Annotated in this window: 25 protein-coding genes and 2 riboswitches; of the genes, 10 read left to right on the top strand and 15 right to left on the bottom strand. The window is 74.2% G+C overall.

Features of this window, described 5'->3' with window-relative positions; translation table 11 throughout:
• The first annotated feature begins 19 nt into the window (after positions 1 to 19).
• Positions 20 to 427, top strand: coding sequence for a DUF485 domain-containing protein (locus FGG90_RS07210; protein WP_094128669.1), 408 nt, complete (start codon positions 20 to 22; stop codon positions 425 to 427).
• Positions 424 to 2,046, top strand: coding sequence for a solute symporter family protein (locus FGG90_RS07215; protein ID WP_094128666.1), 1,623 nt, complete (start codon positions 424 to 426; stop codon positions 2,044 to 2,046). The genes FGG90_RS07210 and FGG90_RS07215 overlap by 4 nt, the downstream gene beginning before the upstream one ends.
• Positions 2,047 to 2,117: 71 nt before the next feature.
• Here FGG90_RS07215 and FGG90_RS07220 read toward each other — a convergent pair whose 3' ends face one another.
• From FGG90_RS07220 to FGG90_RS07265, 10 genes are all read right to left on the bottom strand, one after another.
• Positions 2,118 to 2,990 (bottom strand): MurR/RpiR family transcriptional regulator, encoded by an 873-nt coding sequence (locus tag FGG90_RS07220; protein ID WP_094128663.1) that lies wholly within the window; start codon positions 2,988 to 2,990, stop codon positions 2,118 to 2,120.
• Positions 2,977 to 3,783, bottom strand: a complete 807-nt coding sequence (phnE, locus tag FGG90_RS07225; RefSeq protein ID WP_094128660.1) for a phosphonate ABC transporter, permease protein PhnE — start codon at positions 3,781 to 3,783, stop codon at positions 2,977 to 2,979. The genes FGG90_RS07220 and phnE (FGG90_RS07225) overlap by 14 nt, the downstream gene beginning before the upstream one ends.
• Positions 3,780 to 4,574, bottom strand: coding sequence for a phosphonate ABC transporter, permease protein PhnE (gene phnE, locus FGG90_RS07230; RefSeq protein ID WP_094128657.1), 795 nt, complete (start codon positions 4,572 to 4,574; stop codon positions 3,780 to 3,782). Before phnE (FGG90_RS07230) ends, phnE (FGG90_RS07225) begins: the two co-directional genes overlap by 4 nt.
• A complete protein-coding gene (gene phnC / locus FGG90_RS07235; RefSeq protein ID WP_094128654.1) occupies positions 4,571 to 5,392 on the bottom strand; it encodes a phosphonate ABC transporter ATP-binding protein in 822 nt (273 codons plus the stop codon). Before phnC ends, phnE (FGG90_RS07230) begins: the two co-directional genes overlap by 4 nt.
• Positions 5,393 to 5,395: 3 nt before the next feature.
• A complete protein-coding gene (phnD, locus tag FGG90_RS07240) occupies positions 5,396 to 6,370 on the bottom strand; it encodes a phosphate/phosphite/phosphonate ABC transporter substrate-binding protein (protein ID WP_094128651.1) in 975 nt (324 codons plus the stop codon).
• The gene (locus tag FGG90_RS07245; protein WP_133065154.1) at positions 6,367 to 7,113 is read right to left on the bottom strand and encodes an HAD family hydrolase; all 747 of its coding nucleotides are present in this window, start codon (positions 7,111 to 7,113) and stop codon (positions 6,367 to 6,369) included. Before FGG90_RS07245 ends, phnD begins: the two co-directional genes overlap by 4 nt.
• Before the next feature lie 228 nt (positions 7,114 to 7,341).
• On the bottom strand, positions 7,342 to 10,317 hold the full coding sequence (gene gcvP, locus FGG90_RS07250) for an aminomethyl-transferring glycine dehydrogenase (protein WP_094128645.1): 2,976 nt from the start codon (positions 10,315 to 10,317) through the stop codon (positions 7,342 to 7,344).
• Positions 10,314 to 10,685, bottom strand: a complete 372-nt coding sequence (gene gcvH / locus FGG90_RS07255; RefSeq protein ID WP_063072618.1) for a glycine cleavage system protein GcvH — start codon at positions 10,683 to 10,685, stop codon at positions 10,314 to 10,316. Before gcvH ends, gcvP begins: the two co-directional genes overlap by 4 nt.
• Positions 10,682 to 11,902, bottom strand: coding sequence for a glycine cleavage system aminomethyltransferase GcvT (gene gcvT, locus FGG90_RS07260; protein WP_094128642.1), 1,221 nt, complete (start codon positions 11,900 to 11,902; stop codon positions 10,682 to 10,684). The genes gcvH and gcvT overlap by 4 nt, the downstream gene beginning before the upstream one ends.
• Before the next feature lie 43 nt (positions 11,903 to 11,945).
• A riboswitch (glycine riboswitch) is annotated at positions 11,946 to 12,039 on the bottom strand.
• Position 12,040: 1 nt separating this feature from the next.
• Positions 12,041 to 12,127, bottom strand: a riboswitch (glycine riboswitch).
• A gap of 146 nt (positions 12,128 to 12,273) precedes the next feature.
• Complete coding sequence (locus tag FGG90_RS07265) at positions 12,274 to 12,735, bottom strand: SseB family protein (RefSeq protein ID WP_094128639.1); 462 nt, start codon at positions 12,733 to 12,735, stop codon at positions 12,274 to 12,276.
• A gap of 149 nt (positions 12,736 to 12,884) precedes the next feature.
• Between FGG90_RS07265 and FGG90_RS07270 the strand changes: the two genes are divergently transcribed.
• Positions 12,885 to 13,256: a BlaI/MecI/CopY family transcriptional regulator gene (locus tag FGG90_RS07270; protein WP_094128636.1), complete on the top strand. Its 372-nt coding sequence runs from the start codon at positions 12,885 to 12,887 to the stop codon at positions 13,254 to 13,256.
• A 32-nt stretch (positions 13,257 to 13,288) separates the two neighbouring features.
• Here the strand turns inward: FGG90_RS07270 and FGG90_RS07275 are convergent, their stop codons facing one another.
• Positions 13,289 to 14,059: a copper resistance CopC family protein gene (locus tag FGG90_RS07275; protein WP_094128633.1), complete on the bottom strand. Its 771-nt coding sequence runs from the start codon at positions 14,057 to 14,059 to the stop codon at positions 13,289 to 13,291.
• Positions 14,060 to 14,353: 294 nt separating this feature from the next.
• Here FGG90_RS07275 and FGG90_RS07280 point away from each other — a divergent pair, with 294 nt between their 5' ends.
• Both FGG90_RS07280 and FGG90_RS07285 read left to right on the top strand, forming a co-directional pair.
• A complete protein-coding gene (locus FGG90_RS07280) occupies positions 14,354 to 15,745 on the top strand; it encodes a PP2C family protein-serine/threonine phosphatase (RefSeq protein WP_094128630.1) in 1,392 nt (463 codons plus the stop codon).
• An 82-nt stretch (positions 15,746 to 15,827) separates the two neighbouring features.
• On the top strand, positions 15,828 to 16,223 hold the full coding sequence (locus tag FGG90_RS07285) for a ChaB family protein (protein WP_094128627.1): 396 nt from the start codon (positions 15,828 to 15,830) through the stop codon (positions 16,221 to 16,223).
• A gap of 9 nt (positions 16,224 to 16,232) precedes the next feature.
• On the opposite strand, the gene FGG90_RS07290 is transcribed toward FGG90_RS07285, so the two are convergent.
• Positions 16,233 to 16,787 carry a GNAT family N-acetyltransferase gene (locus FGG90_RS07290; RefSeq protein ID WP_094128624.1) on the bottom strand — a complete coding sequence of 185 codons (555 nt, stop codon included), beginning with the start codon at positions 16,785 to 16,787 and terminating at the stop codon, positions 16,233 to 16,235.
• Between the two features lie 96 nt (positions 16,788 to 16,883).
• Here FGG90_RS07290 and FGG90_RS07295 point away from each other — a divergent pair, with 96 nt between their 5' ends.
• Entirely contained in the window at positions 16,884 to 18,062 is a 1,179-nt protein-coding gene (locus FGG90_RS07295) for a zinc-ribbon domain-containing protein (protein WP_094128621.1), read from the top strand.
• Positions 18,063 to 18,122: 60 nt separating this feature from the next.
• On the opposite strand, the gene FGG90_RS07300 is transcribed toward FGG90_RS07295, so the two are convergent.
• Both FGG90_RS07300 and FGG90_RS07305 read right to left on the bottom strand, forming a co-directional pair.
• Positions 18,123 to 18,743 carry a GIY-YIG nuclease family protein gene (locus FGG90_RS07300; RefSeq protein WP_094128618.1) on the bottom strand — a complete coding sequence of 207 codons (621 nt, stop codon included), beginning with the start codon at positions 18,741 to 18,743 and terminating at the stop codon, positions 18,123 to 18,125.
• A 71-nt stretch (positions 18,744 to 18,814) separates the two neighbouring features.
• Entirely contained in the window at positions 18,815 to 19,219 is a 405-nt protein-coding gene (locus tag FGG90_RS07305; protein ID WP_094128615.1) for a hypothetical protein, read from the bottom strand.
• 231 nt (positions 19,220 to 19,450) lie between these two features.
• Between FGG90_RS07305 and FGG90_RS07310 the strand changes: the two genes are divergently transcribed.
• From FGG90_RS07310 to FGG90_RS07320, 3 genes are all read left to right on the top strand, one after another.
• Positions 19,451 to 19,873 (top strand): MarR family transcriptional regulator, encoded by a 423-nt coding sequence (locus FGG90_RS07310; protein WP_094128612.1) that lies wholly within the window; start codon positions 19,451 to 19,453, stop codon positions 19,871 to 19,873.
• A gap of 120 nt (positions 19,874 to 19,993) precedes the next feature.
• Positions 19,994 to 21,460, top strand: a complete 1,467-nt coding sequence (locus FGG90_RS07315) for an APC family permease (protein WP_094128609.1) — start codon at positions 19,994 to 19,996, stop codon at positions 21,458 to 21,460.
• Positions 21,461 to 21,463: 3 nt separating this feature from the next.
• The gene (locus FGG90_RS07320; RefSeq protein WP_094128606.1) at positions 21,464 to 21,925 is read left to right on the top strand and encodes a universal stress protein; all 462 of its coding nucleotides are present in this window, start codon (positions 21,464 to 21,466) and stop codon (positions 21,923 to 21,925) included.
• A 56-nt stretch (positions 21,926 to 21,981) separates the two neighbouring features.
• Here FGG90_RS07320 and FGG90_RS07325 read toward each other — a convergent pair whose 3' ends face one another.
• Positions 21,982 to 22,578: a TlpA family protein disulfide reductase gene (locus tag FGG90_RS07325; RefSeq protein ID WP_094128603.1), complete on the bottom strand. Its 597-nt coding sequence runs from the start codon at positions 22,576 to 22,578 to the stop codon at positions 21,982 to 21,984.
• A gap of 185 nt (positions 22,579 to 22,763) precedes the next feature.
• Here FGG90_RS07325 and FGG90_RS07330 point away from each other — a divergent pair, with 185 nt between their 5' ends.
• Positions 22,764 to 24,170 (top strand): amino acid permease, encoded by a 1,407-nt coding sequence (locus tag FGG90_RS07330; RefSeq protein ID WP_094128600.1) that lies wholly within the window; start codon positions 22,764 to 22,766, stop codon positions 24,168 to 24,170.
• The last annotated feature ends 26 nt before the right edge of the window (positions 24,171 to 24,196 follow it).

The following is a 24,196-nucleotide window of genomic DNA, read 5'->3' on the forward strand; positions in this document are numbered from 1 at the left end:
CTCATCTCGAGGAGATCCCATGGGCGACGCCGCTCATCCGACCGGGGACCCCCGGCCGGCCGTCGACTACCTGGAGGTCGAGGACTCGGCCCGGTTCCGGGAGCTGAAGCGGGCGCACCGCGGCTTCGTCTTCCCGCTCGCCGTCGCGTTCCTCGTCTGGTACTTCGCGTTCGTGCTGCTGTCGGACTACGCGCACGAGTTCATGTCCACGCCCGTCATCGGCAACGTGAACCTCGGGATCCTGCTGGGGCTCGCGCAGTTCGTGACGACCTTCGCGATCACCACCTGGTACGTGAGCCGGGCGAACGCGCGCTTCGACCCCGCGGCCGCGGAGATCCGGGCCGACCTGGAGGAGCGCGAGCGCGTCGCGCTGGAGGGGCCGCGTGGGTCCACTCCGCCCGAGCATCGGAAGGGCGGCCGGAGATGAGCGCCGCGACCTCGGCCGTCATGGCGACGACGCCCACGACCGACACGGGCGACCCCGTCCTCAACATCTCGATCTTCGGCGCCTTCGTGGTGATCACCCTCGTGATCGTGTTCCGGGCGAGCCGGAACAACTCGACCGCGGCGGACTACTACGCGGCCGGCCGCTCCTTCACCGGGCCGCAGAACGGCACCGCCATCGCGGGCGACTACCTCTCGGCGGCGTCGTTCCTCGGGATCGTCGGCGCCATCGCGATCAACGGGTACGACGGCTTCCTCTACTCGATCGGGTTCCTCGTCGCGTGGCTCGTGGCGCTGCTGCTCGTGGCCGAGCTGATGCGCAACACCGGCAAGTTCACGATGGCCGACGTGCTGAGCTTCCGGCTCAAGCAGCGGCCCGTGCGGCTGGCCGCGGCGACCACGACGCTCGCCGTCTGCTTCTTCTACCTGCTCGCGCAGATGGCGGGCGCGGGCGGGCTCGTCTCGCTGCTGCTCGGGATCGACGACCGGCTCGGGCAGTCGCTCGTGATCGCGGTGGTCGGCGCGCTCATGATCGTCTACGTGCTCGTCGGCGGGATGAAGGGCACGACCTGGGTGCAGATCATCAAGGCCTGCCTGCTCATCGCGGGCGCGGCCGTGATGACCGTGTGGGTGCTCGCGATCCACGGCTTCAACGTGTCGGACCTGCTGGGCGCGGCGGCCGCCGCGGCGGACAAGCCCGTGCTCGAGCCCGGCAACCAGTACGGGGCCACGGGGATCACGAAGCTCGACTTCCTGTCGCTCGCGCTCGCGCTGGTGCTCGGCACGGCGGGCCTCCCGCACGTGCTCATGCGCTTCTACACCGTGCCGACCGCGAAGGAGGCGCGTCGCAGCGTGGTCTGGGCGATCTGGCTCATCGGCATCTTCTACCTCTTCACCCTGGTGCTCGGGTACGGCGCGGGCGCGCTGCTCGGGAGCGAGCGGATCCTCGCGGCGCCCGGCGGCGTCAACTCGGCCGCTCCCCTACTGGCGCTCGAGCTCGGCGGGCCGATCCTGCTGGGGATCATCGCGGCGGTGGCGTTCGCCACGATCCTGGCGGTGGTCGCCGGACTCACCATCACGGCGGCGGCGTCCTTCGCGCACGACGTGTACGGCAGCGTCATCAAGAAGGGGCAGGTCTCGGCGAACGGCGAGGTGCGGGTCGCGCGGATCACGGTCGTCGTGATCGGCATCGTGTCGATCCTCGCGGGCATCGGCGCGAACGGGCAGAACGTGGCGTTCCTCGTGGCGCTGGCCTTCGCGGTGGCGGCGAGCGCGAACCTGCCGACGATCCTCTACTCCCTCTACTGGCGGCGCTTCTCCACGCGCGGCGCGGTGCTCAGCATGTACGGCGGGCTCGGGACGGCGCTCGTGCTGATCGCGTTCTCGCCCGTGGTGTCGGGCGCGGAGACGTCGATGATCCCGGGGGCCGACTTCTCGTGGTTCCCGCTGAGCAACCCGGGGATCGTGTCGATCCCCGTCGGGTTCCTGCTCGGCTGGATCGGGACCGTGACCTCCACGCGCAAGGAGGACCCGCTGGTGGCGGCCGAGATGGACGTGCGGTCGCTCACCGGGCACGGCGCCGAGAAGGCGACCGAGCACTAGGGGCGGATGCCCGGGCGCCGGGCGCCGGGCGCCGGCGCCCGGGCGGAGGCCGGGCGCCGGCCGGGCCGGCCTCAGTCGCTGAGGTTCTCGCTGAGGATGGTGAGGACGCCGGCGCGCGCGTCGGCGGCGGTCGTGCCCAGCCGGTCGGCCACGATCTCGACGAGCGACTCCAGCACGATGACGTGCGGGATGCGCGACGTGCGCTCGACCTCGTGCCGGAACCCGGCCTTGGCGGGCGCCACCACGAGGGCGACGTCGGCGAGCGCCCCGAGCGGGGACGTCGCGAACGAGGTGACGGCCACCACGGCGGCGCCGGCCGCGCGCGCCGACCGGGCGCCGCGGAGGCTCAGCTCGTTGGCGCCGCTGCCGCTGATGACGACCACGACGTCCTCGGGCGAGAGCCGGCTGACCGCGATCTGCTGGCCCACCGGATCCGCGACGAACTCGGCGGGACGGCCGACCGCGGTGAGGCGCATGGAGAGGTCGAGGGCGAGCGGGGACGACAGGCCGCTGGCGACGACCACCAGGCGGCGGGCGGCGACGACGCGCGCGACCGCGTCCTCCACCTCCGCCTCCCCGAGCACGCTAGCGACCCGCGGGAGGGCGGCGGCGAGCGCGTCGAGGTCGGAGCGGATCCGGCCGAGCGCGCTGGGGCCGTGCGCGCCCTCCCCCGCGGTCGCGGCCGCGCGGGCCGAGCTCCGCGCGAGCTCCCGGGTGAGGGCGACGCGCAGCTGCGGGTAGCCGCGGTAGCCGAGGCTCTGGCACGAGCGGACGACGGTGGAGCGGGCGACGCCCGCGCGGTCGGCGAGCTCCTGCGCGGTGATCTCCACCACGCCCTCGGTGTCGTCGAGGATCAGCTCGACCACGCGGCGCTCGCTCGGCTGCAGGGCGTTGACCACGGTCGCGATGCGCGTGGTGGGCCCCACGTCGTCACTCCACTGCACGGACCCTCGCCCCCTCGGTGATCCGGCGGCGGATCCGGCCGGAGACGGCGTCGATCGACATGGTGACCGCGACGACGACGATGAGGAGGACGCCCACCGTGGGCCACTCCCGGTACTGAGTGTAGGAGGTGAGCATGTCGCCGATCCCGCCGACGCCGATGAGGCCGAGCACCGCCGACGCGCGCACGTTGATCTCGAACCGGTACAGCCAGAAGGAGAGGAAGTCGGCGCTCGCCTGCGGCCAGACGCCCCAGCGGATCAGCGACCAGGCGCCGCCGCCGGCCGCCCGCACGGCCTCGAGCGGACCGCGGTCGACGCCCTCCACGGACTCGTAGCCCCACTTGCCGAGCGTGCCGACGCTCGAGACGCCGAGCGCCAGCGCGCCCGTGAGGGGCGTGAGGCCGGTGACCGAGAGGATCACGATGGCGGTGATGATCTCGGGCACGGCGCGGATGGCGGAGAAGAGGATCCGCAGCGGCCAGCGCACGGCCGCCGGCGCGAAGCCGCGCGCCGCGAGGAAGGCGAGCGGCACCGAGACGACGACGCCGATGACCGTGCCGACCCAGGCCATGAGCACCGAGGTCCACGTCTGGCGGAGCGCCTCGGGGAGCTTCGACCAGTCGGGGCTCGAGAACATCAGCCAGAGGTAGCGGACGAGCTCGGCGGGCAGGTCGGCGAGGCGGTCCCACGCGATGTCGGCCGACCAGCAGGCGACGACCACGACCGCGGTGACGGCCGCCACGGCGACGACCCGGGCCGGGCGGCGGGGGCGGGCGGGCACGGCGAGGCTCATGCGATCCTCTTCCTGATCTCGTTCGAGACGAGGTCGATCACGATGACGATCACGAGGATCTCCAGCACGATCAGCGCGAGCTGGTCGTAGCGGTAGAAGGTGCGCACGGCGTCGATGAGGAGGCCGATGCCGCCGGCGCCCACGAGGCCGAGGACGGTGGACGCGCGCACGTTGAGCTCGAGCACGTAGAGCGTCTGGCCGACGAAGCCGGGAAGCACGTCGGGCAGGGCGACCGCCCGGTCGACCTGCATCCGCGTGCCGCCCGCCGCGCGCCCCGCCTCGAGCGGGCCGGGGTCGTTCGACTCGATGGCCTCCGACACGAGCTTCACGATGATGCCCACGTTGAAGAGGACGAGCGCGAGGATGCCGGGCAGCGCCCCGACGCCCACCATCGCCACGAGCAGCGCGGCGTAGAGCAGCTCCGGCACCGCGCGCACCACGTTGAGGACCGCGCGGATGGCACCGCGGCTCACCGGGTGCGGATTGGTGAGGCGCGCGGCCCACAGGCTGAGCGGCAGCGCGACCGCGGCCCCGGCGACGGTCGCGATGACGGCCATGGCGAGGGTCTCGAGCATCGGCGCGACGGTGCGGGGGAAGAACGCCCAGTCGGGCTCGAACAGGCGCGCGAGCTTGTCGGCGCCGTTCCGCCAGTTGCGCGCGATGGCGTCGAACCCGAACGCCACACCCACCTGCGGGCTCATCGCGACGGCCGTGATGACGAGCACGACGGCGAGCGCGGCCCACGGCCGCCAGCGGCCCGCGGGGCGCGGCGGCAGCTCCCGGATGCTCATCCGAGGGTGTCCTCGGGGCGGATCGAGCGGCCGTAGATGGCCTCGAAGACGTCGTCGCCCGCGGTCGCGGCCGGGCCGTCGTAGACGACCTCGCCGGCGCGGAGGCCGATCATCCGGTCGCCGTAGCCGCGCGCGAGGTCGAGGAGGTGCAGGTTGGTGAGCACCGTGATCCCGAGCTCGCGGTTGATGCGGCGGAGGTCGCCCATGACGCCGTGCGCGGTCGGCGGGTCGAGGCTCGCGACCGGCTCGTCGGCGAGGACGAGGCGGGGGCGCTGCGCGAGCGCGCGGGCGATCGCGACGCGCTGCTGCTGGCCGCCGGACAGCGTGGACGCGCGGTCCCACACCTTGCCGAGGATCCCGACGCTCTCGAGCGCCTGGAACGCGATCTCGCGGTCGACCGCGCGCGGCAGCCCGAGGAACGTGCGCCACCCGGGCGTGTGCGCGAGCCGGCCGACGAGCACGTTGTCGAGGACGCTCGCGCGCTTCGCGAGGTTGAAGCCCTGGAAGACCATCCCGATGTCGCCGCGGAGGGCGCGGAGGCGGCGGTCGGCGAGGCCGTCGACGCGCGTGCCGCCGACCTCCACCTCGCCGGAGGTCACGGGGACGAGGCCGTTGATCGTGCGGATGAGGCTCGACTTGCCGGATCCGGACAGCCCGACGACCGAGACCATCTCGCCGCCGGCGATGTCGAGGGAGACGTCCTTCAGCGCGACGACGCCGTTGGGGTAGCGGACCGTGACGCCGGCGAGGCGGACGGCCCACGGCGTGGAGGCCGGCGCGAGCGCGGCGGCCTCCGACAGGGAGGTGGCGGCGGCCATGCGCTAGCGCAGACCGAGCGACTCGGCGGCGCGCGCCACGACGTCGAGCGACGACGGGTCGGCGGGCGCGAGCTTCGTGATGGAGTACACGGCGGTGAGGGCCGCGGAGCCCTCGGGCGTGGCCGAGTAGTCGAGCAGCGCCTTCGTGATCCGGTCCTGCAGCTCCGGCGACAGCGAGCCGGAGACCGCGACGCCGTCGTTGGGGATCTCGTCGGTCATCGCGAAGACGACGACCTTCTTCCCGACGTCCGGCTTGTCCTTGGCGACGATCGTGCGGGCGTCCCAGAAGCTGAAGCCGACCTCGGCGTCCCCGTCGTAGACCGCGAGCACGGAGGCGTCGTTGGCCGTGACGGGGATCCGCTGGATGTCGGAGTCGATGTCGAGCCCGGCGTCCTTCAGCGCGAGCATCGGGTAGATGTAGCCGGCGGGCGACCCCGGGCCGAGGACGGCGACCTTCGCGCCCTTCACCCGCGTGATGGAGTCGAGGCCCTGGGGACCGGTCAGCGCGTCCGCGCCGTTGCAGAACAGCATGCCGTCGCGCTCGACGGGGGCGTCGTCGCAGTACTTGTCGGGGTCGTTCGTCATGAACTGGGCGGGGTAGGTGATGTTGCCGTTCCGCTCCGTCTGCAGCACGACCTTCGCCTGGTACATGTCGCTCGCCTGCCAGAGCTGCAGGGAGGGGAGGAAGCCGATCTGCGCCTGGTCGGCGCCCATCGCCTCGACGGCGGCCTGGTAGTCCTTCGCCACCACGCCGGTGACGGGGATCCCGAGGGCCTTCGTGAGCATGTCGGTGAGGGGCGCGGCGGTCTGCACGAGGCCGTCCTGGTCCTGGGACGGGACGAGCGCGAGCGTGAGGGACGTCGGATCCGCGGAGCCGGACGCGGCCGCGCCGGACGCGTCGCCGGCCGACGAGCATCCGGTGAGCGCGAGGGCGGCGACGGCCCCGATGACGAGGAGCGGGAGGGCGGGCTTCTTCATGCGTGCATCTGCTTTCCGTGGGGAGCGGCGAGGGAGGAGGTGGCGGGCGAGGGGGCGCCGTCGAGCCAGGCGCGGATGTCCGCGTACAGCCCGGCGACGGTGGCGGCGCGGTACGTGGCCCGGTCGTCGGCCGACGCGGCAGGTCCCACGAGCGCGGTGCGGAAGCCGCGGGCGTGCGCCGGCTCCAGGTCGTTGACCCAGAGGTCGCCGACGCTCAGGAGCCGGGCGGCGGGCGGACCCGCGGCGGGGCCGGGATCGAGGCGGTCGAGGACGGCGCCCATCCCCGCGGGCTTGCCGGCGCCCGTCACGACCTCGTCGAACCCGCCGGCGATCCCGAGCGCGGCGAGGGCCTCCGGGATCCGGACGGCGGGCGAGTTCGTGACGAGCACGCGGATCGCCCGGCCCTCGAGCCCGCGGAGGAAGCAGCCGAGCCCGGCGGGCGCGACGACGGGCGCGTGCGGGCCGCCGAGCTCCGCGCGGCTCGCCAGGAAGGCCGCGGAGAGGAGCCGCTCGGGCACCTCGTGCCGGGCGGCGAGCCCCTGGACGAGCGCGTACCCGTCGATGGCGCCGTGGGGCCGGCCGATGTCGCGGAGGCCGGCGGCGACGGCGGCGGCGAACCGCGTGCGCGCGTCGTCGCCGGGCAGCGTCTCGGCCACGTGGTGCGCGTAGCGGAGCACCGGGCCGTCGCCGAGGGAGACGGTGCCGTCGAAGTCGAACACGAGGGTCCGGCCGGGGGTGGTCACGGGGGCGCTCGTCTCCGCGCCCGGGTCGTGGATCCCGTCGGGATCCTGTGGACGCATCGTCCACGATAGGTAGCCATCATCGACGCTTCGACCATCTCCGGTGGACGGGAGGTGAACGCGGACGGGCGAGCAGGGGCGGGACGCCGCGAGGGCGGCGGGACCGGGTGGTCCCGCCGCCCTCGGCGGTGGTGCGGTGCGGCGCGCGGGGCGCCGCGGATCAGGCGCGGATCAGGCGAACGCCTCCGGCGGCGGGCAGGCGCAGAACAGGTTGCGGTCGCCGTAGGCCTGGTCGATGCGGCGCACCGGCGGCCAGTACTTGTCGCGCACGAGCGTCGACACCGGGTAGACGGCGCGCTCGCGCGTGTACGCGTGCGTCCACTCCCCCGCGATGACCGACTCGGCCGTGTGCGGCGCGTTCCGGAGCGGGTTGTCGTCGGCCGGCCACTCGCCCGCGGCGACCGAGTCGGCCTCCTGCTTGATGCCGATCATCGCCGCGATGAAGCGCTCGACCTCGGCGAGGTCCTCGCTCTCCGTGGGCTCGACCATGAGCGTGCCCGGGACCGGGAAGCTCATGGTGGGCGCGTGGAAGCCGTAGTCGACGAGGCGCTTGGCCACGTCGTCCACCGTCACGCCGGTCGCGGCCGTGAGCGGGCGCAGGTCGAGGATGCACTCGTGCGCGACGAGGCCGTCCTCCCCCGCGTAGAGCACCGGGTAGTGGTCGCGGAGGCGCGCGGCGATGTAGTTCGCCGACAGCACCGCGGCGCCCGTCGCCTGCTTCAGGCCCTCGGCGCCCATCATGCGGACGTAGGCCCAGCTGATGGGGAGGATGCTCGGCGACCCGTACGGCGCGGCCGACACCGGGGCGCCGCCGTGCTCGATCGTGGAGACGACCCCGTCCTGCACGAGCGCGTGGACGTTGCGCTGCGCCTGCGGGTGGCCGGGCAGGAAGGGCGCGAGGTGCGCCTTCGCCGCGACCGGGCCGACGCCGGGTCCGCCGCCGCCGTGCGGGATGCAGAACGTCTTGTGCAGGTTGAGGTGCGAGACGTCGCCGCCGAAGTCGCCGAAGCGGGCGAAGCCGAGGAGCGCGTTGAGGTTCGCGCCGTCGACGTAGACCTGGCCGCCGGCCTCGTGCACGGCCGCGCAGATCGCGCCGACCTCGTGCTCGTAGACGCCGTGGGTGGAGGGGTACGTGATCATCAGCCCGGCGAGCTCGTCGCGGTGCGCGGCGATCTTCGCGCGCAGGTCGTCGAGGTCGACGTTGCCGAGCTCGTCGCACGCGACGACCACGACGCGCATGCCGGCGAGCACGGCGCTGGCCGCGTTCGTGCCGTGGGCGCTCTGCGGGATGAGGCAGACCGTGCGCGCGTCGTCGCCGTTCGCGAGGTGGTAGCCGCGGATCGCGAGGAGGCCCGCGAGCTCGCCCTGGCTGCCGGCGTTCGGCTGGAGGCTCACGGTGTCGTAGCCCGTGACGTCGGCGAGCCAGGTCTCCAGCTGGAGGACCAGCTCCAGGTAGCCCTCGACGTCGTCCGTGGGCGCGAAGGGGTGGATGGCCTGGAACTCGGGCCAGGTCACCGCCTCCATCTCGGTGGCCGCGTTGAGCTTCATGGTGCAGGAGCCGAGCGGGATCATGCCGCGGTCGAGCGCGTAGTCCTTGTCGGAGAGGCGCTTGAGGTACCGCATCATGCCGGTCTCGGAGCGGTGCGTGGAGAAGACGGCGTGCGTGAGGTACTCGCTCGTGCGGATCGACAGCTCGGGGATCGACGAGAGGTCGCCGGTCGCGCCCTCGTCCTCCGCGAGCTCGGCGCCGAACGCGCGCGCGACGACCGCGAGGTCCTCGGGGCGCGTGGCCTCGTCGACGCTGAAGCCGAGGGTGTCGGCGTCCACGCGGAGCAGGTTGACCCCGCCCTCGGCCGCGGCCGCGAGGATCGCGTCCGCACGGCCGGGCACGGAGACGCGCACGGTGTCGAAGAACGCGGCGTGCAGCGGCTCGACGCCGACGGTCGCCAGCGAGCGGACGAGGCGGCGGGCGCCCCGGTTGGCCTGGCGCGCGATGACGCGGAGGCCCTTCGGCCCGTGGTAGACCGCGTACATCGAGGCCATCACGGCGAGGAGCACCTGCGCGGTGCAGATGTTGCTGGTGGCCTTCTCGCGGCGGATGTGCTGCTCGCGCGTCTGGAGCGACAGGCGGTAGGCGGGATGGCCGGCCGCGTCCTGGCTGACGCCCACGAGGCGGCCGGGCATCTGGCGCTCGAGGCCGGCGCGCACGGCGAGGTAGCCCGCGTGCGGACCGCCGAAGCCCATGGGCACGCCGAAGCGCTGCGAGGTGCCGACCGCGATGTCCGCGCCCAGCTCGCCGGGCGACGTGATCACCGTGAGGGCGAGCAGGTCGGCCGCGACGACCGCGAGGCCGCCCGCCTCGTGCACGCGCGCGATGACGGCGCTGGGGTCCCAGATGCGGCCGGAGGCGCCGGGGTACTGGATGAAGGCGCCGAACGCGTCGGGCAGCTCGGCGGGATCCACCGTGGCGAGGTCGTGCGCGACCAGCTCGATGCCGAGCGCGGCGGCGCGGCTGTCGAGGAGCGCGCGCGTCTGCGGCAGGGCGTCGGCGTCGATGAGGAAGACGGGCGTCTTCGCCTTGGAGGCGCGGCGCGCGAGCAGCATGCCCTCCACCACGGCGGTGGACTCGTCGAGCATGGACGCGTTCGCGGTCGCGAGCCCGGAGAGCTCGGCGACCATCGTCTGGAAGTTGATGAGCGCCTCGAGGCGGCCCTGCGAGATCTCGGGCTGGTACGGCGTGTAGGCCGTGTACCAGCTCGGGTTCTCGAGCACGTTGCGGGTGATGACCGCGGGCGTGATCGTGTCGTGGTAGCCGAGGCCGATCATCGAGGTGCGCACGCGGTTGCGGCCCGCGATGCGGCGGAGCTCGGCGAGGGCGTCGCGCTCGGTGGCCGCCTCGGGCAGCACGGAGTCGCCCTCGGTGCGGAAGCGGTCGACCTGGATGGTCTCGGGCACGGCCTTCGCGAGGAGCGACGGGATGGAGTCGTGGCCGAGAAGCCTAAGCATGGTGGCGCGGGCCTCGGAGTCGATGCCGATGTGGCGGGCGCCGAACGCGCCGGGCGCGAAGGCCGAGGACTCCTCGGCCACGTCGGGCGCGGAGACGGGGGCGGGCGTGGCCGGGCGCGTGCCGGCGTCGACGGCGGTCACTCGCCCACCAGCGCGACGTACTCGTCGTGGCTGAGGAGCGTCGGGAGCGCCTCGAAGCGCACCTTGACGAGCCAGCCGGATCCGAACGGGTCGCTGTTCACGAGGTCGGGCGAGGCGACGACCTCCTCGTTGACCTCGGTGACCGTGCCGTCGATGGGCGCGAAGAGCTCGCCGACCGACTTGGTCGACTCGATCTCGCCCACGACCTCGCCGCCGGCGAGCTCGTCGCCCACCGCGGGCAGCTCGACGAAGACGACGTCGCCGAGCTTGTCGGCGGCGTAGGCCGTGATGCCGACGGTCGCGACGTCGCCGTCGACCTGCACCCACTCGTGCTCGGCGGTGTACTGGAGGCTGGTCTGGTCGGTCATGCGAGGGCCTTTCGCGAGTAGAAGGGGAGGGTCACGACGGTGGCGGGAACGCGCGTGCCGCGGACGTCGACGGTGAGGCGCGTGCCGGGGGCGGCGAGCGCGGGATCCACGTACGCCATGGCGACGGGGTGGCCGAGCGTGGGCGACAGGGCCCCGCTCGTGATGATTCCAACGGGCGCGACGGCGCCCTCGGTGGCCTCCATCACGGCCTCGAGGGCCTCGGCGGAGTCGCCCGCGACCTCCTCGGCGTAGACGGGGTAGTCGGCGCGAGGCGCGCGGCGGCCCTCGGTGACGAGGCCGACGAGCACGCGGGCGGCGGGATCCGGGCCCTTCTCCACGGCGGCGCGACCGCGGAAGTCGCCCTCCTTCGCGAGCGCGACCACCTTGCCGACGCCGGCCTGCACGGGCAGCGTGTGCAGGCCGAGCTCGTGGCCGTAGAGCGGCATGCCCGCCTCGAGGCGGAGCGTGTCGCGGCAGGCGAGGCCCGTGTTCAGCAGGCCGAGCGGCGTGCCGGCGGCGACGAGCGCCTCCCACAGGGCGACCGCGTCCTCGGTGGCGACGTACAGCTCGTAGCCGTCCTCGCCCGTGTAGCCGGTGCGGGCGACGAGCACGTCCTGGCCGGCGAAGCGGGCGGCCGTGGCGCGGTAGTAGCGGAGCGCCTCGAGCGGCGTCGCGGTCTCGAGCCCGGCGGTGGCCTCGAGGATCGCGCGGGACACGGGACCCTGCACGGCGATGAGGGCGACGTCGTCGCTCGCGTCGTCGACCTCCACGTCGTCGAGGCCCTCGGCCGCCTCGGCGAGCACGGCGAGGACGGGGTCGTGGTTGCCCGCGTTGGCGACGACGAGGAAGGACTCCTCGCCGGTGCGGTAGACGATGAGGTCGTCGACGATGCCGCCCGAGGGATCCAGCAGCAGCGTGTACTTCGCCTGCCACTCGGCGATGGCCGAGAGCTTGCCGGCGAGCACGGAGTCGAGGAAGCGGGCGGCGCCCTCGCCCTCCACGGCGATCTCGGCCATGTGCGAGATGTCGAAGATGCCGGCGGCCTCGCGCACGGCGCGGTGCTCGGCGAGGTCGCTCGTGTAGCGGACGGGCATGAGCCAGCCGGCGAAGTCGGTGAAGGAGGCGCCGGCGGCCTCGTGCACGGCGTGCAGCGGGGATCGGCGGGGCGGGGCCGGGGCCGCCGCGGCAGGCGCGGTGTCGGCGGGTGCGTCGGTCATGGAGTCCTCCGGTCGTGACCGGCGCGGGCGCCGGATGCGGGACTCCCCCTCTGTCATGTGCCTGAGAGCTTCGCGCCGTCCGAGGAGGGTGCTTTCACCGTGGGCGAGCCGTGCGGGACGACTGCTTTTCAGAGTGGCCAGTGCGTCGCGGTACGTGGACCTGAGAGATTGGCGGGGAGGCTTGCTCCTTCGGTGCTCCCGGAGGAGCTCTCCCGCGATGCGTGCGCGGCCGTGTTACGGGTCCCAGCATATCGAGCGGGACGTTTCGGGCGTGTGACGATCCCGCCCGCGCCCGGCGCGTCCGCCCGGACGCGACGACGCCGCCGCATCCTCGGGATGCGGCGGCGTCGGGCGGTCGGGTCGAGCGGTCGTCAGATCGCGTCGGGCGACGGCGCGGCGGGGGCCGTCGTGCCGGGCTGGACGTCGTCGTCCTGGTCGATGACGCGGCGCACGTCGTCGGCGAGCTGCGCGACGCCCTCGGGCATCATCTCGAAGCCGTCCGTGGTGCCGACGTTGATGACGAGGCCGGTGCCCTCGGGGATGGCCTGCACGAGCTCGGCGGCGGGGATCGTGGCGACGTGGTCGGCGACGCTCGTGACCTTCTCGTCGATGCGGTCCTCGTGCGTGAAGGCGGCGAGCATGGGCACGCCGTCGCGGTCGAAGAGGACCGGCTGGAGCTGGTCGGTCTCGGGGGTCAGGGGCGTGGCGGTGGGCACCACGACGACGGTGTTGATGAACTCCGTGAGGACGGCGGTCATGTCGGACTCGCCGGCCTGGCCGCGCGCGATGGCCTGCTCGAGGGGGGTGGGCTCTCGGTCCTGTGAATCGGTCATGCTCCCATCGTGCCCGATCGAGCGGCACGGCGCCTGACCGGGGCGGCACGGCGCCGAGCGGGGCGGCACCGAGCGGGGCGGCGTCCCGGGCGCGCGGCGGAGCTAGGATCGACACTTCCCGCCCACCACCCGACCCGAGGGGAGCCGCCGTGCCGATCGGACGCCAGCGCCCCCGCGGCGAGCTCGAGGCCGCCATCATGGACGCGCTCTGGGACGCCGACGAGCCGCTCACGGCCAAGGACGTCGTGGCCCGGATCCCGGATCCGCGCCCCGCCCTCACGACGGTGCTCACGGTGCTGGAGCGGCTCGGCCAGAAGGGCCTCGTCACGCGATCCGACGAGGCGCGCGCCCTCACGTTCGCGCCCGCGCGCTCCCGCACGGACCACGCGGCGTCCCTCATGTCGGGCGCGCTCGCAGCCACGAAGGACCGCGAGGCGGCGCTGCTGCGCTTCGCCGGCACGCTCGACGGCGACGACCTCACGGCGCTGCGCCGCGCGCTCGGCGCGGACGACCCGGCGTAGCGCGCCAGCGCTCGCGCGCTCCGGCGCCCCGGCTAGCGCGGGTCGTCGGCCCCGTCGGTCGGCCCGCCGACGCTCCGGCCGTCCTCGCCCGGGAAGCGTCGCGACGAGCGGCGCACGACGCCGAGGACCACGAGCACGGCCGCCCCGAGGATCAGGAGGCCGATGAGGAGGAACACCCACACGGGCGTCGTCTCCGCGGCGTCGGCGATCGGCACGGACTCGCCCGACTGCGCGTCGGCCGTGGGAGCGGGCGCCGCGGATCCGCCGCCCTGCGTGGTCATGGTGCCCTCGGGCTCGGGCGTCGCGGTGGGCGCGCTGCCCGCCCAGGCGTCGCCGCAGGCCGGGGCCTGGAGGATCGCCGGGCCGCCGACCGTGTCGCCCGCGGGCGCGTAGGTGAAGGAGTAGGTGCCGTCGATGGGGTGGCTGTCGCTCGAGACCGCGCGCCAGGTGACCTGGTAGGTGCCGGCGGTGCCGAGCGCGATGCGGCTCGTGGCGGTGGATCCGTCGATCGTGACGCAGCCGTCCTCGTGGAACGAGCCGTCGGAGGCGTTCACGACCTGGATCGCGAAGCCCGAGGCCTGCGCGTCGAGCGCGAGGAGGTCCTCGCTGAAGTCGAGCGCGATGCTGCCGGGCTCGGCCGTGACGGTGGCGTCGGCCGCGGGCGTGGATCCGACGAGCCGGTCGTGCGCCGACGCCGGGCCCGCCGGGATCAGCGCTCCCCCGACGACGAGCGCGGCGGCGGCCGCGGCGAGCGCGGCGCGTCGGAGGGCGGACGGGGTGCGGGGGTGGAGCGGAGACGCCATGGGTCCATCATCCCCCGCGGCGGGCGCGGGGAGGGCGTGCGGCGGGCACGGGGCGGGCACGGGGAGGGCCCGCGGCGGGCGAGGTCGGTCCGCGGAAGGCCCCTGCGCGCCCGATCCTCCTTCGCCGTCGATTCCTTCGCCCACGATGGGTAGCCTGGCGAGGACGATCGCTGCTGCCGGGGGGTGCTGCGGTGGCTCCGGCCTCGATGCTCCCGGGTGGACGCCCCGCTCGCGTGACCGGCCGGACGTGGTCCGGCCGCGCGCCCGGCCGACCGAAGGACCACGGACCGCACCTTGCTCGACTCGCTCACGCTCCGCGTCGCCTTCGGCGTCACCTCCCTGGTGCTGCTGCTGCTCTTCGCGCTCGTCACCTACCGCGGCACGCGCTCGTCCTTCAGCTTCTGGTGGTGCGCGGCGCTGGCGCTGTTCATGACGGGATCGCTCGCCTACCTCCTCGACGGCACCGCGAACCAGGTCTGGGGCAACCCGCTCGGGAACGCGCTCATCGTGGCGGGCGCCGCGTCCGTGTGGATGGGCAGCCGCTCCCTCCGCGACCGGCCGACGCCGTGGTGGCTCGTCGTGGGTCCGGCCGCGCTGATCACCGCGGTGTCGAGCGCCGACTCGCCCGCGACGAACGACTGGTCGGGCGGACCCCTCTTCCTCACGCTGATGACGACGCTGATCGGGCTGTCCTGCCGCGAGTTCGTGCTGCTCGACGCGCGGCGCTCGCGCACCCGGTGGCCGCTGCTGCTCGCGTCCGGCGCGCTCGCGCTGTACTACGGCGGCCGCCTCGTCGCCTTCCTCGCATCCGGACCCCGGAGCGACCTCTTCACGGGCTGGTTCGGCACGCCGTCGACTGCCCTGATCACGCTCGTGCTCCTCGTGGTGGTGTCGTTCAGCATGGCGTCGTTGAGCGGCGAGCAGGCCGCGAAGGCGCACGCGGCGCGCGCCGCCCGATCCCGGCAGGAGCTCGACGAGGGCGGCGGCGTGCAGCGCCGGCTCCTCCCCCGGTCGGTGCCGGACCTCCCGGGCTACGAGGTCGCGGGCGCGTGCGTGCCGAGCGGCGCCGTGAGCGGCGACTTCTTCGACTGGCAGCGGACGCCCGACGGCCTCGTCGTCACCCTGGCCGACGTGATGGGCAAGGGCGTGGGCGCCGCGGTGATCGCCGCGACCGTGCGGGCCTCGCTCCGGATCGCGCTGCCGAACGAGGATCCGGGACGCACGATGTCCGTCGTCGACCGGGCCGTCGAGCCCGACCTCGAGGCGAACGACGCCTTCGTCACGCTGCTGCACCTGCGGCTCGACGCCGCGACGGGCGACGTCACGGCCGTCGACGCCGGGCACGGCCTCGGGGTGGTCTGCCGCGCGGACGGCACCCGGGAGCCGATCCCCTCGCGCAACCTGCCGCTCGGGGCGCTGGGCACGCAGGAGTGGGCGACGAGCGCGGTGCGCCTCGATCCCGGCGACCTGCTGCTCGTCTGCAGCGACGGCGTCCTCGACCTCTTCGACGGCTCGGTCGAGTCGCTCGACCTCGCCGTCGACGCCGCGTCGTCCGCCGGGGGCTCCGCGGAGGACGCGGTCGCGGGCATCACGGGGCTCGCGGAAGGGCGGTCGCTGCCGGACGACGTGACGGTGGTGGCGGTCCGGCGCGTCGGCACCGAGGCACGGGAGGCCGCGCTCCGCTGACGCGGGCGCCGGCCCGTCCGGTGGGCCAGGGTGGAGGGACCGCGGGCGCGCGAGGACGCCCGCCCGAGCACCAGGAGGATCCGTGGCACCGGACGACGACATGCCGAGCACCATCCGCCGCTCCCCCGAGCACGCGCAGGCGACCTGGTCGGCGGCGCACGCCGCGGCCGAGGAGCGGTACGGATCCGGCGAGCGCGCCGAGCGCACCGCCTACGCCGCGCTCAAGCACGGCTTCGAGAAGGTCGGCGACCATTGGGAGCCGAAGGACGAAGCGGGCCCGTCGGACGACGGCGCCGAGCGGCGCGGCGCGGGCACGGCCGGCGGCGTCGACGCGAACGCCTCGAAGGCGCATCTGATGGAGGTCGCGCGTCGCCTCGACGTGGGCGGCCGCAGCCGCATGACGAAGGACGAGCTGGTCGAGGGGATCCGGAAGGCGAACGACCGGGAGACCCGGAGGGCGCGCGAGCGCGACAGCTGAGGTGGGCGCCTAGGGCAGGTCGATCCGGAACAGCTCGCACTCCGTGCCGTAGTAGGCGCGCGTGCGGCCGAGGTCGCGCATGCCGATGCGGCGGGCCACCGCCTGCGAGGCCGCGTTCGCCGGGTCCGTCACCGCGAGGACGCGCGCGAGGCCGCCGTCGGCCGCGTGGGCGAGCACCCGGCGGGCCGCCTCGGTCGCGATGCCGCGGCCCCAGGCGTCCGGGTGCAGGTGCCAGCCGATCTCGGTCTCGCCCTCCTCGGGGACGTCGCGCGGGGCGGGGTCGTCGGCGGCGACCGGATCGGGGGACGCCGGCAGGTCCTTGAGCAGCAGCGTGCCGAGGAGGGCGCCGCCGTCGCGGTCGGCGATCGCCCAGATGCCGCGCACGGGGTGGTCGAGCGCGGCGTAGCGGGCGGCGCGCGCGGCGGCCTGCGCGGGATCCGTCTGCACCTGGCCCGAGCCGAGCCAGCGCTGCACGTCGGGGCGCGAGTGCAGGTCGAGCAGGAAGGACGCGTCGGCCTCCGTGTAGGCGCGCAGGAGCAGGCGGTCGGTGGCGAGGTCGGGCATCGGACCAGGGTAGGGGCGGGACGCGGGCCGGCGCGCGCGGCGCCGGGCATCCGGCCGCCGAGGGCCGAGGTCGGTGGCTCCCCCTACCGTGACCGCATGCCCGAACCGGTGGATGCGTGGTGGGCGCGGCGCCGCTGGTCGCGCGGCCTCGACGTGCCGTACCCGGTGGGCACCTACCGGGAGGCGTGGGCGTCGTTCCCCGTGCTCATCCGGCAGTACCACCCCGAGTTCAACCGCGGCATCACGCTCACCCAGGTGCCGCCCGCGGCCGACGTCCTCCTCACCTGGCAGTGCGACGTCGGCCACGTCTTCGTCGCGACCCCCGAGGAGCAGCGGATGCGGCCGGGCCGCGAGCGCCGCCGCTCGTCCTGGTGCCCGGACTGCGCGGAGGCCGCCGCCCCGCGCACGCCCGTGCTGCCGATGGCCGACCGGGTGCGCTGGCCGGGGGCGTCGCCGCTCGTCGCGGGGCCCGTGGCGGGCGGATCCGCCGCGCCGACCGGCAGCGCGTCCGCGGGGTCGCGCCCCTCGCCCGCCGACTCCCCGCGGGTCCGGCGCGGATCGCGCGACGGCATGCCGTCCGCGCGCGGCACCGGACGCGACCGGCGGGGGAAGGACGGCACGCCGGGCGGCGCCGCGCGAGCCGGGGCGTCAGCTACCGCGCCGGCCGCCGCGCCCGCCCGCACAGCGTCAGCCGCTGCCGCTGCCGCTGCCGCACCCGGCCCCGCGGTCCGCCGGTCGGCTCCCGGATCCGCCGCGACCCCCGCCCGCGCGCGCCGCTCCCCCGGCGTCTGCGCGAAGACGCCCGACCTCCCCGTCGGCGAGCCGTTCGCGAGCGCGTGCGCGCCGCCGCCCGCGTCCGCCGTGGAGGAGCGCCTCCGCCAGGACCTCGCCGCGCGCCTGGAGCACACGCCGGGCCTCAACGCCGTGCGCCTCGCGCGGCCGTTCTTCGAGCACCTCGAGGCGTGGCCCGACATCCTGCTGCCGGAGCTGCGGGTCGCGATCGAGTACGACTCCACGGGTCGCCACGGCCTCGAGCACGTCGGCCGCCGCGAGGAGGCCGACCGGCGCAAGGACCGCGCGCTCCGGGCAGCCGGCTGGGAGGTGATCCGCATCCGCACGGGCAAGCTGCCACCCCTCGGCCCCTACGACCTGTGCGTCTCGGGCCTCACGCGCGGCACGGTGGACGCGCTCCTCGACCGCCTGCGCGAGATCCGCGGGCCGCTGTTCGTGGACGCCTACCTGCGCGAGGCGCCGCCGTCCGCCGCCGCCGGCTGATCCGCGCGCGCCCGGCCGTCGGCTCCCGCCCCCGGCTCCCGCCCGCCGACTCCGCGCACGTCAGCTGATCCGCAGCGCCAGCGCCTCGCTGCGCCAACGCGCGAGCAGCTCCCACGGATCCGGCTGCCCGGCCGCGAGCGCCGCCACGTGCGCGCGCAGCTCGGCGTCGAGCGCGAACCACTCGGTGCGGGCGTACCGCTGCCGCGCGAACCGCTCGTGTCGCGCCCGCTCCACCGCCCGGCCGCCGCGCTCGAAGGCCAGCAGCTCGTCGTGCCGGAGCGCGCCGAGCCGCTGCCTCGGGTTCGCGCTCGTGCCGATCTTCATCCGGTCGCCGAAGCGGATGTAGTACACGACGTCCACGCGAGGCGGCGCCAGCTCCCCGTCCGGGTGCTCGCCGTGCCGCCACTCGCACACCGCGCACAGCCACGCGGAGGGGAAGCGGACGCCGAGGCGGGATCCGCACGCCGGGCACGGCGACGGCAGCGCGTCCTCCACGCCCCGCTCGCGCTCCGCCCACTCGGCCGCGGCGACGAGGTGCGCCGCGCACAGCGGGACGGGGGCGCCGGACTCGGCCGGATCCCCGCAGTCGTCCGCCCGGCAGGCGACCGCGACGGCCCGGGATCCGATCTCGGCACCGCCGCGGGCGACCGCGCGCCGCCCCGGGGATCGTCTCGACGTCATGCCCCGACGCTAGGCGCGGGGTCCGACACCGGCGGCGCGCGGAGGGGCATCGGCCCGCCGCGGCCCCACCCTCACCGCCGCGCCCGCACCACCACCGGCGCCGCGTCGTCGAAGCCGCGGCGGAGCTCCACGGAGGTCCAGGCGACGGGCGCGTCCTGGAAGATCGGCTCGAGGACCTCCCACATGAGGCGGCTGTCGGATCCCGCGTAGTGCACGTCGTAGGAGTCGTCGCCGAACGCGTTGCCGTCGATCGCGCCCGCCTCGAGCAGCTGCAGCGCGTCGTCGCCCGCGGCCTCGGTCGCCGCCAGCGACGCGAACGCCTCGTACGCGGAGCCGTCCGCCCCCGCGGCGAAGCGCAGGACGACCCAGTCGTCGGGCTCGGGCAGGCGGGTCCAGGGACGCGCGGCGGCGACGATCGCGGCCGTCAGCCCCGTGATGATCCCTGTGAGGATCAGCGCGCGGATCCTCGGCGTCATGCCCGCACCCGGTCGTGCCCGGCAGCGGCATCCGGAGCAGCGCGCATGGGACCTCCTCGACCGTCCGGGCCCCGTGGCGGGCGTGGGCAGCCTTCTCATCGTCCCAGAAAGACACGCCGCCGGTGCATGTCGGCGTGATCGCGACGGGGTACGTTCCCGGAGCGTACGTTCCGGAGTACGAGCAGTCGTCCCATCCCGGGTCCCCGTGACACGCTCCACCAGAGGAGCAGCATGACGGACGACCACACGCACCGACGCCTCATCGTCTCGATGTCCGCGGTCTTCGACCGCATGGACGCCGCGACCCTCGACGCGTGGTCGGGGCTGACGGGCCTGCAGATCCAGCTGGTGCGGGTGGTCGCGACGGACACGCGCCTCGACCGCACCTCGCTCGCGTACTGGACCCGCACGTCGCGCGCGGCGCTCGTCCCGAGCCTGAGCGGCCTGCTGCAGCGGAGGATCCTCGCGGAGGAGTCGGACGACGACGGCTCCCGCCTGCTGGTCGCGCCCGCCGGCCGCCGCCTGCTCGAGGACGTGCTCGACGCGCGCGTGGCGTGGATCCGCGATGCGGCCAGCGCCGCCCGGCCGCCCATCGACGAGGACGACGTGCGCCGAGCGATCGAGTTCATGGAACGGCTCAGCGTCCCGGGCTGAGGCCGCGTGGCCGTCGCCGCCGCACTGACTGACACCTCTTCGTCCGCGCGCGCGATACCCGGATCCGAGCGCGGACGCACGCCCCTTCACCGCGGGACACCCCGCCCCTAGGGTGGGGAAATGGCGAATCCCATCGAGGCCGAGGCACCCCCGCGCAGCGAGCTGAAGCGCTCCATCACGGTCAAGCAGCTGTACTTCTACGTGGTCGGCGACGTGCTCGGCTCCGGCATCTACGTGCTCGTGGGCCTCGTGGCCGCGGCCGTGGGCGGCGCGTTCTGGATGGCGTTCCTCGTGGGCGTGTCCATCGCGACCATCACGGGCCTCGCCTACGCGGAGCTCGTCACGAAGTACCCGCAGGCCGCGGGCGCCTCGCTCTACATCAACAAGGCGTTCCGCAGCCCGGTGCTCACCTTCTTCATCACCATCTGCATGCTGAGCGCCAACATGGCCGCGGTCGGCTCCCTCGCCGCCGGCTTCGTCCGCTACCTCAGCGACCTCATCGGCCTGCCCGAGTCGGCGATCTGGGCGACCACCGGCATCGCCGTGGCGTTCGTGGCGGTCATCACGCTCATCAACCTCATCGGGATCACCGAGTCCGTCATCGCGAACGTGGTGATGACGTTCGTGGAGATCACCGGCCTCATCGTCGTCGTCGCCATCGGGGTCATCGCGCTCGTCGAGGGCGTCGGCGACCCGGGCGTGCTGCTCCAGTTCCAGGTCGAGGGCGGCGCCGGATCCGCGGTGCTGGCCGTGCTCGCCGGCGTCTCGCTCGCCTTCTTCGCCATGACCGGCTTCGAGAACGCGGCCAACGTCGCCGAGGAGACGGTGGACCCGTCGCGCGCGTTCCCCCGCGCCCTCATCGGCGGCATGATGACCGCCGGCGTCGTCTACGTGCTCGTCTCCATGGCCGCGGCCCTCGCCGTGCCCATCGGCGACCTCGCCGGCAACACGCTCCTCGAGGTGATCCGCGCCGACCTCTTCTTCATCCCCGCCGCGGTGATGCTCGTGATCTTCGCCGTGATCGCGATGGTCGCCATCAGCAACACGGCGCTCGTGACCGTGGTGGCCCAGTCGCGGATCCTGTTCGGCATGGCCCGCGAGAACGTCGTGCCCGCGGTCTTCGCCAAGGTGCACCCCGCCCGCCGCAGCCCCTACGTGGCCCTGATCTTCGGCGGCGCCGTGGTGGCGTCGCTGCTCATCATCGGCGCGGCGATCCGCTCCAGCCAGGCCGGCATCCCCGAGGACGAGCGGCTCGACATCGTCGACCGCCTCGCGACCATCACCGTGGTGTTCCTCCTCTTCATCTACGCGCTCGTGATCGTGGCGTGCCTGAAGCTCCGCGGCCACGACGAGACGGCGGACACGTACCGCGCGAACACCCCGCTGCTCATCGTCGGGATCCTCGGGAACGTCGCCGTCCTCATCTACACGCTCGTCGACGACCCGGCGGCCCTGTTCTGGGTCGGCGGGCTGCTCGCGCTCGGCCTCGTGCTGTACCTCGCGCAGCGCACCTTCGGGAAGACCCCGCCGGACCTCGAGGCGGCCGCCGACGTCGCCGCGGCCGGCCCGACCGACCGGGAGGTCTGAGCCGTGCACGTCATCGTCGCCACCGACGGATCCCGCGCCTCCCTCGAGGCCGCCCGCCAGTTCCAGGTGATCGCGGACTCCCGCGAGATCACCGAGGTCACCGTGCTCGCCGTCGTGAGCCCCTACGCGGCCGCGCCCTTCGCCAACGAGCTCGGCCCGCGGCGGGCGACCGGCCAGACCGAGCTCAGCTACCGCCGCGACGCCGAGGCCGCCGTCGACGCGGTCGCGTCGGTCTTCGACGGCTGGGGGCCCACGATCCACCGCGACGTCCGCAGCGGATCCCCCGCCACTGAGATCATCCGCGCCGCCGAGGAGCTCTCCGCGGGCCTGATCTCCATGGCCGCGGGCAGCCGCGGCCTCACCGCGACGATCCTTCTCGGCAGCACGGCGTCGCGCGTCCAGCACTCGGCGCCCTGCCCGGTGCTGATCTGCCGGCCGACGGTGCGCGGGCCGATCGCGGACTGAGGCGACGGACCCGGGGCCCGTCGCGGACGAGACCGTCGGCCTGGACCCGTCGCGGGCTAGGCCGACGGCGTCGCTGCGGCGGTCGCGATCAGCGTCGTGAGCGTGCTCGGATCCACCGGCCCGAGGATCCGCGAGCTGACGCGGCCCTCCGGATCCAGCACGAGCGTCGACGGCGTCGTGTTGGGGGCGGTGCGGGCCGCGAAGGCGAGCTGCACCGCGTTGTCCTCCACGTCGAGCACGTTGGCGTAGGGGATGTCGTAGGCGTCCACGAACGCGCGGACGCTGTCGGCCGAGTCGCGGGTGTCGACGCCGAGGAACGTCGCCGTGTCCGTCGTGGCCGCGCTGACCTCGCGGAGGTCCTTCGCCTCGAGCCGGCACGGGCCGCAGGCGGCGTACCAGAAGTTGACGACGAGGACCTTCCCGCGGAACTGCTCCGCGTTCACGTCGGCGCCGGACGTGTCCCGCGCGTGGAAGGAGACCGGGTCGCCGCGCTCGCCCGCCGGGAACTCGGTGACGCGGGCGTCGCCGGTCCCCGCGCCGTCGCCCGAGCGGAAGTCGCTCGCGAGCTGGTCCGTCCCGGTGCACCCGCCGAGCGCCAGCGCGATCGAGACCGCGAGGGCGGCTGCGGCGGCGGGACGGCGGCGGCGGATCACCCCGTCATGCTACGGCCCGCCGCCGGCCGCCCCGCCCGAACACCGGCGGATTGTAAAGCCCTTGTGAACACTTCCCGGCCGGGCCCCTCCCCTGCGTATCGTGCTCAGGACCTCCCGGCCCGACGCGTCGCCGGTGGAGCGGGAGGATCCCCCACCCGAGAACGCCGACACGCACGGAGGCTTTCATGGCACCCGCACCGCAGCTGCACAAGGGACTGACGCAGAGACAGCTCAGCATGATCGCGATCGGCGGGGTGATCGGCGCCGGGCTCTTCGTCGGCTCCGGCGTCGTGATCAACGGCGCCGGCCCCGGCGCGTTCCTCACCTACGCGATCTCGGGCGTCCTCATCATCCTGGTGATGCGGATGCTCGGCGAGATGGCCACCGCGAACCCCAGCACCGGCTCCTTCGCCGACTACGCCCGGCACGCCCTCGGCGGCTGGGCCGGCTTCTCGATGGGCTGGCTCTACTGGTACTTCTGGGTCATCGTCGTCGGCTTCGAGGCGGTCGCCGGCGCGAAGGCGCTCACCTACTGGTTCGACGCGCCGCTCTGGCTGCTGTCCCTCGGGCTCATGGCGCTGATGACCGCCACGAACCTCGTCTCCGTCGGCGCGTTCGGCGCCTTCGAGTACTGGTTCGCGGGGATCAAGGTGGCCGCCATCATCCTTTTCCTCGGCCTCGGCGGGCTCTACGTGCTCGGAATCTGGCCCGGCCGCTCCGCCGACTTCTCGAACCTCGTGGCGCACGGCGGCTTCTTCCCGAACGGCGTCGGCGCGATCTTCTCCTCGGTCGTCGTCGTGATCTTCTCCATGGTCGGCGCGGAGATCGCCACCATCGCCGCGGCCGAGTCGAAGGACCCGGCCACCGCGATCCGCAAGTCCACCAACTCGGTGATCCTCCGCATCTCGCTCTTCTTCGTCGGCTCCCTGTTCCTCCTCGCCGTGATCCTCCCGTGGGACTCCACGGAGCTCGGCGCCTCGCCCTTCGTGAGCGCGTTCGACCGGATGGGCATCCCGTTCGCCGGCGACGTGATGAACGCGGTCGTCCTCACGGCCGTGCTCTCCTGCCTGAACTCCGGCCTCTACACGGCGTCGCGCATGCTCTTCGTGCTGGCCGGGCGACGCGAGGCGCCGGCGCGACTGGTGCAGGTGACGTCCCGAGGCGTGCCGCGCGCGGCGATCCTGCTCTCGTCGGTGGTCGGCTTCCTCTGCGTGATCGCGGCGGCCGTCTCCCCCGACACCGTCTTCCTGTTCCTGCTCAACTCCTCCGGCGCGATCATCCTGTTCGTCTACCTGCTCATCGCGATCTCGCAGATCGTCCTCCGCCGCCGGAACGGATCGTCGGGTCTTGTAGTGCGGATGTGGCTGTTCCCCGGCCTCTCGATCCTCACGGTCGTCGGCATCGTCGCGGTGCTCGTGCAGATGGCGCTGGATCCCGAGATCCGCCCCCAGCTCGTGCTGAGCCTCGTCGCCTGGGCGGTCGTGCTCGGCCTGTACGCGGTGACGAAGGCGCGGGGCGGGTCAGTGGATCCGGTGGCGGCGCCGGAGACCGACGAGGCGGAGGCCGCCGTCCCCGTCGCGCGCGAGGCCTGATCCGCCCGCCGGGGCCCGCGTGCCCG

The sequence above is a fragment of the Clavibacter michiganensis subsp. tessellarius genome, from assembly GCF_021922985.1.
Lineage (GTDB): Bacteria > Actinomycetota > Actinomycetes > Actinomycetales > Microbacteriaceae > Clavibacter > Clavibacter tessellarius.

What these genes read in the sequence shown, in the direction of transcription:
- FGG90_RS07210 (WP_094128669.1), top strand. Translation starts at nt 20, where the DNA reads ATGGGCGACGCCGCTCATCCGACCGGGGACCCCCGGCCGGCCGTCGAC.
- FGG90_RS07215 (WP_094128666.1), top strand. Translation starts at nt 424, where the DNA reads ATGAGCGCCGCGACCTCGGCCGTCATGGCGACGACGCCCACGACCGAC.
- phnE (WP_094128660.1), bottom strand. Translation starts at nt 3,783, where the DNA reads ATGAGCCTCGCCGTGCCCGCCCGCCCCCGCCGCCCGGCCCGGGTCGTC.
- phnE (WP_094128657.1), bottom strand. Translation starts at nt 4,574, where the DNA reads ATGAGCATCCGGGAGCTGCCGCCGCGCCCCGCGGGCCGCTGGCGGCCG.
- phnC (WP_094128654.1), bottom strand. Translation starts at nt 5,392, where the DNA reads ATGGCCGCCGCCACCTCCCTGTCGGAGGCCGCCGCGCTCGCGCCGGCC.
- phnD (WP_094128651.1), bottom strand. Translation starts at nt 6,370, where the DNA reads ATGAAGAAGCCCGCCCTCCCGCTCCTCGTCATCGGGGCCGTCGCCGCC.
- gcvH (WP_063072618.1), bottom strand. Translation starts at nt 10,685, where the DNA reads ATGACCGACCAGACCAGCCTCCAGTACACCGCCGAGCACGAGTGGGTG.
- gcvT (WP_094128642.1), bottom strand. Translation starts at nt 11,902, where the DNA reads ATGACCGACGCACCCGCCGACACCGCGCCTGCCGCGGCGGCCCCGGCC.
- FGG90_RS07265 (WP_094128639.1), bottom strand. Translation starts at nt 12,735, where the DNA reads ATGACCGATTCACAGGACCGAGAGCCCACCCCCCTCGAGCAGGCCATC.
- FGG90_RS07275 (WP_094128633.1), bottom strand. Translation starts at nt 14,059, where the DNA reads ATGGCGTCTCCGCTCCACCCCCGCACCCCGTCCGCCCTCCGACGCGCC.
- FGG90_RS07290 (WP_094128624.1), bottom strand. Translation starts at nt 16,787, where the DNA reads ATGCCCGACCTCGCCACCGACCGCCTGCTCCTGCGCGCCTACACGGAG.
- FGG90_RS07295 (WP_094128621.1), top strand. Translation starts at nt 16,884, where the DNA reads ATGCCCGAACCGGTGGATGCGTGGTGGGCGCGGCGCCGCTGGTCGCGC.
- FGG90_RS07300 (WP_094128618.1), bottom strand. Translation starts at nt 18,743, where the DNA reads ATGACGTCGAGACGATCCCCGGGGCGGCGCGCGGTCGCCCGCGGCGGT.
- FGG90_RS07305 (WP_094128615.1), bottom strand. Translation starts at nt 19,219, where the DNA reads ATGACGCCGAGGATCCGCGCGCTGATCCTCACAGGGATCATCACGGGG.
- FGG90_RS07310 (WP_094128612.1), top strand. Translation starts at nt 19,451, where the DNA reads ATGACGGACGACCACACGCACCGACGCCTCATCGTCTCGATGTCCGCG.
- FGG90_RS07315 (WP_094128609.1), top strand. Translation starts at nt 19,994, where the DNA reads ATGGCGAATCCCATCGAGGCCGAGGCACCCCCGCGCAGCGAGCTGAAG.
- FGG90_RS07330 (WP_094128600.1), top strand. Translation starts at nt 22,764, where the DNA reads ATGGCACCCGCACCGCAGCTGCACAAGGGACTGACGCAGAGACAGCTC.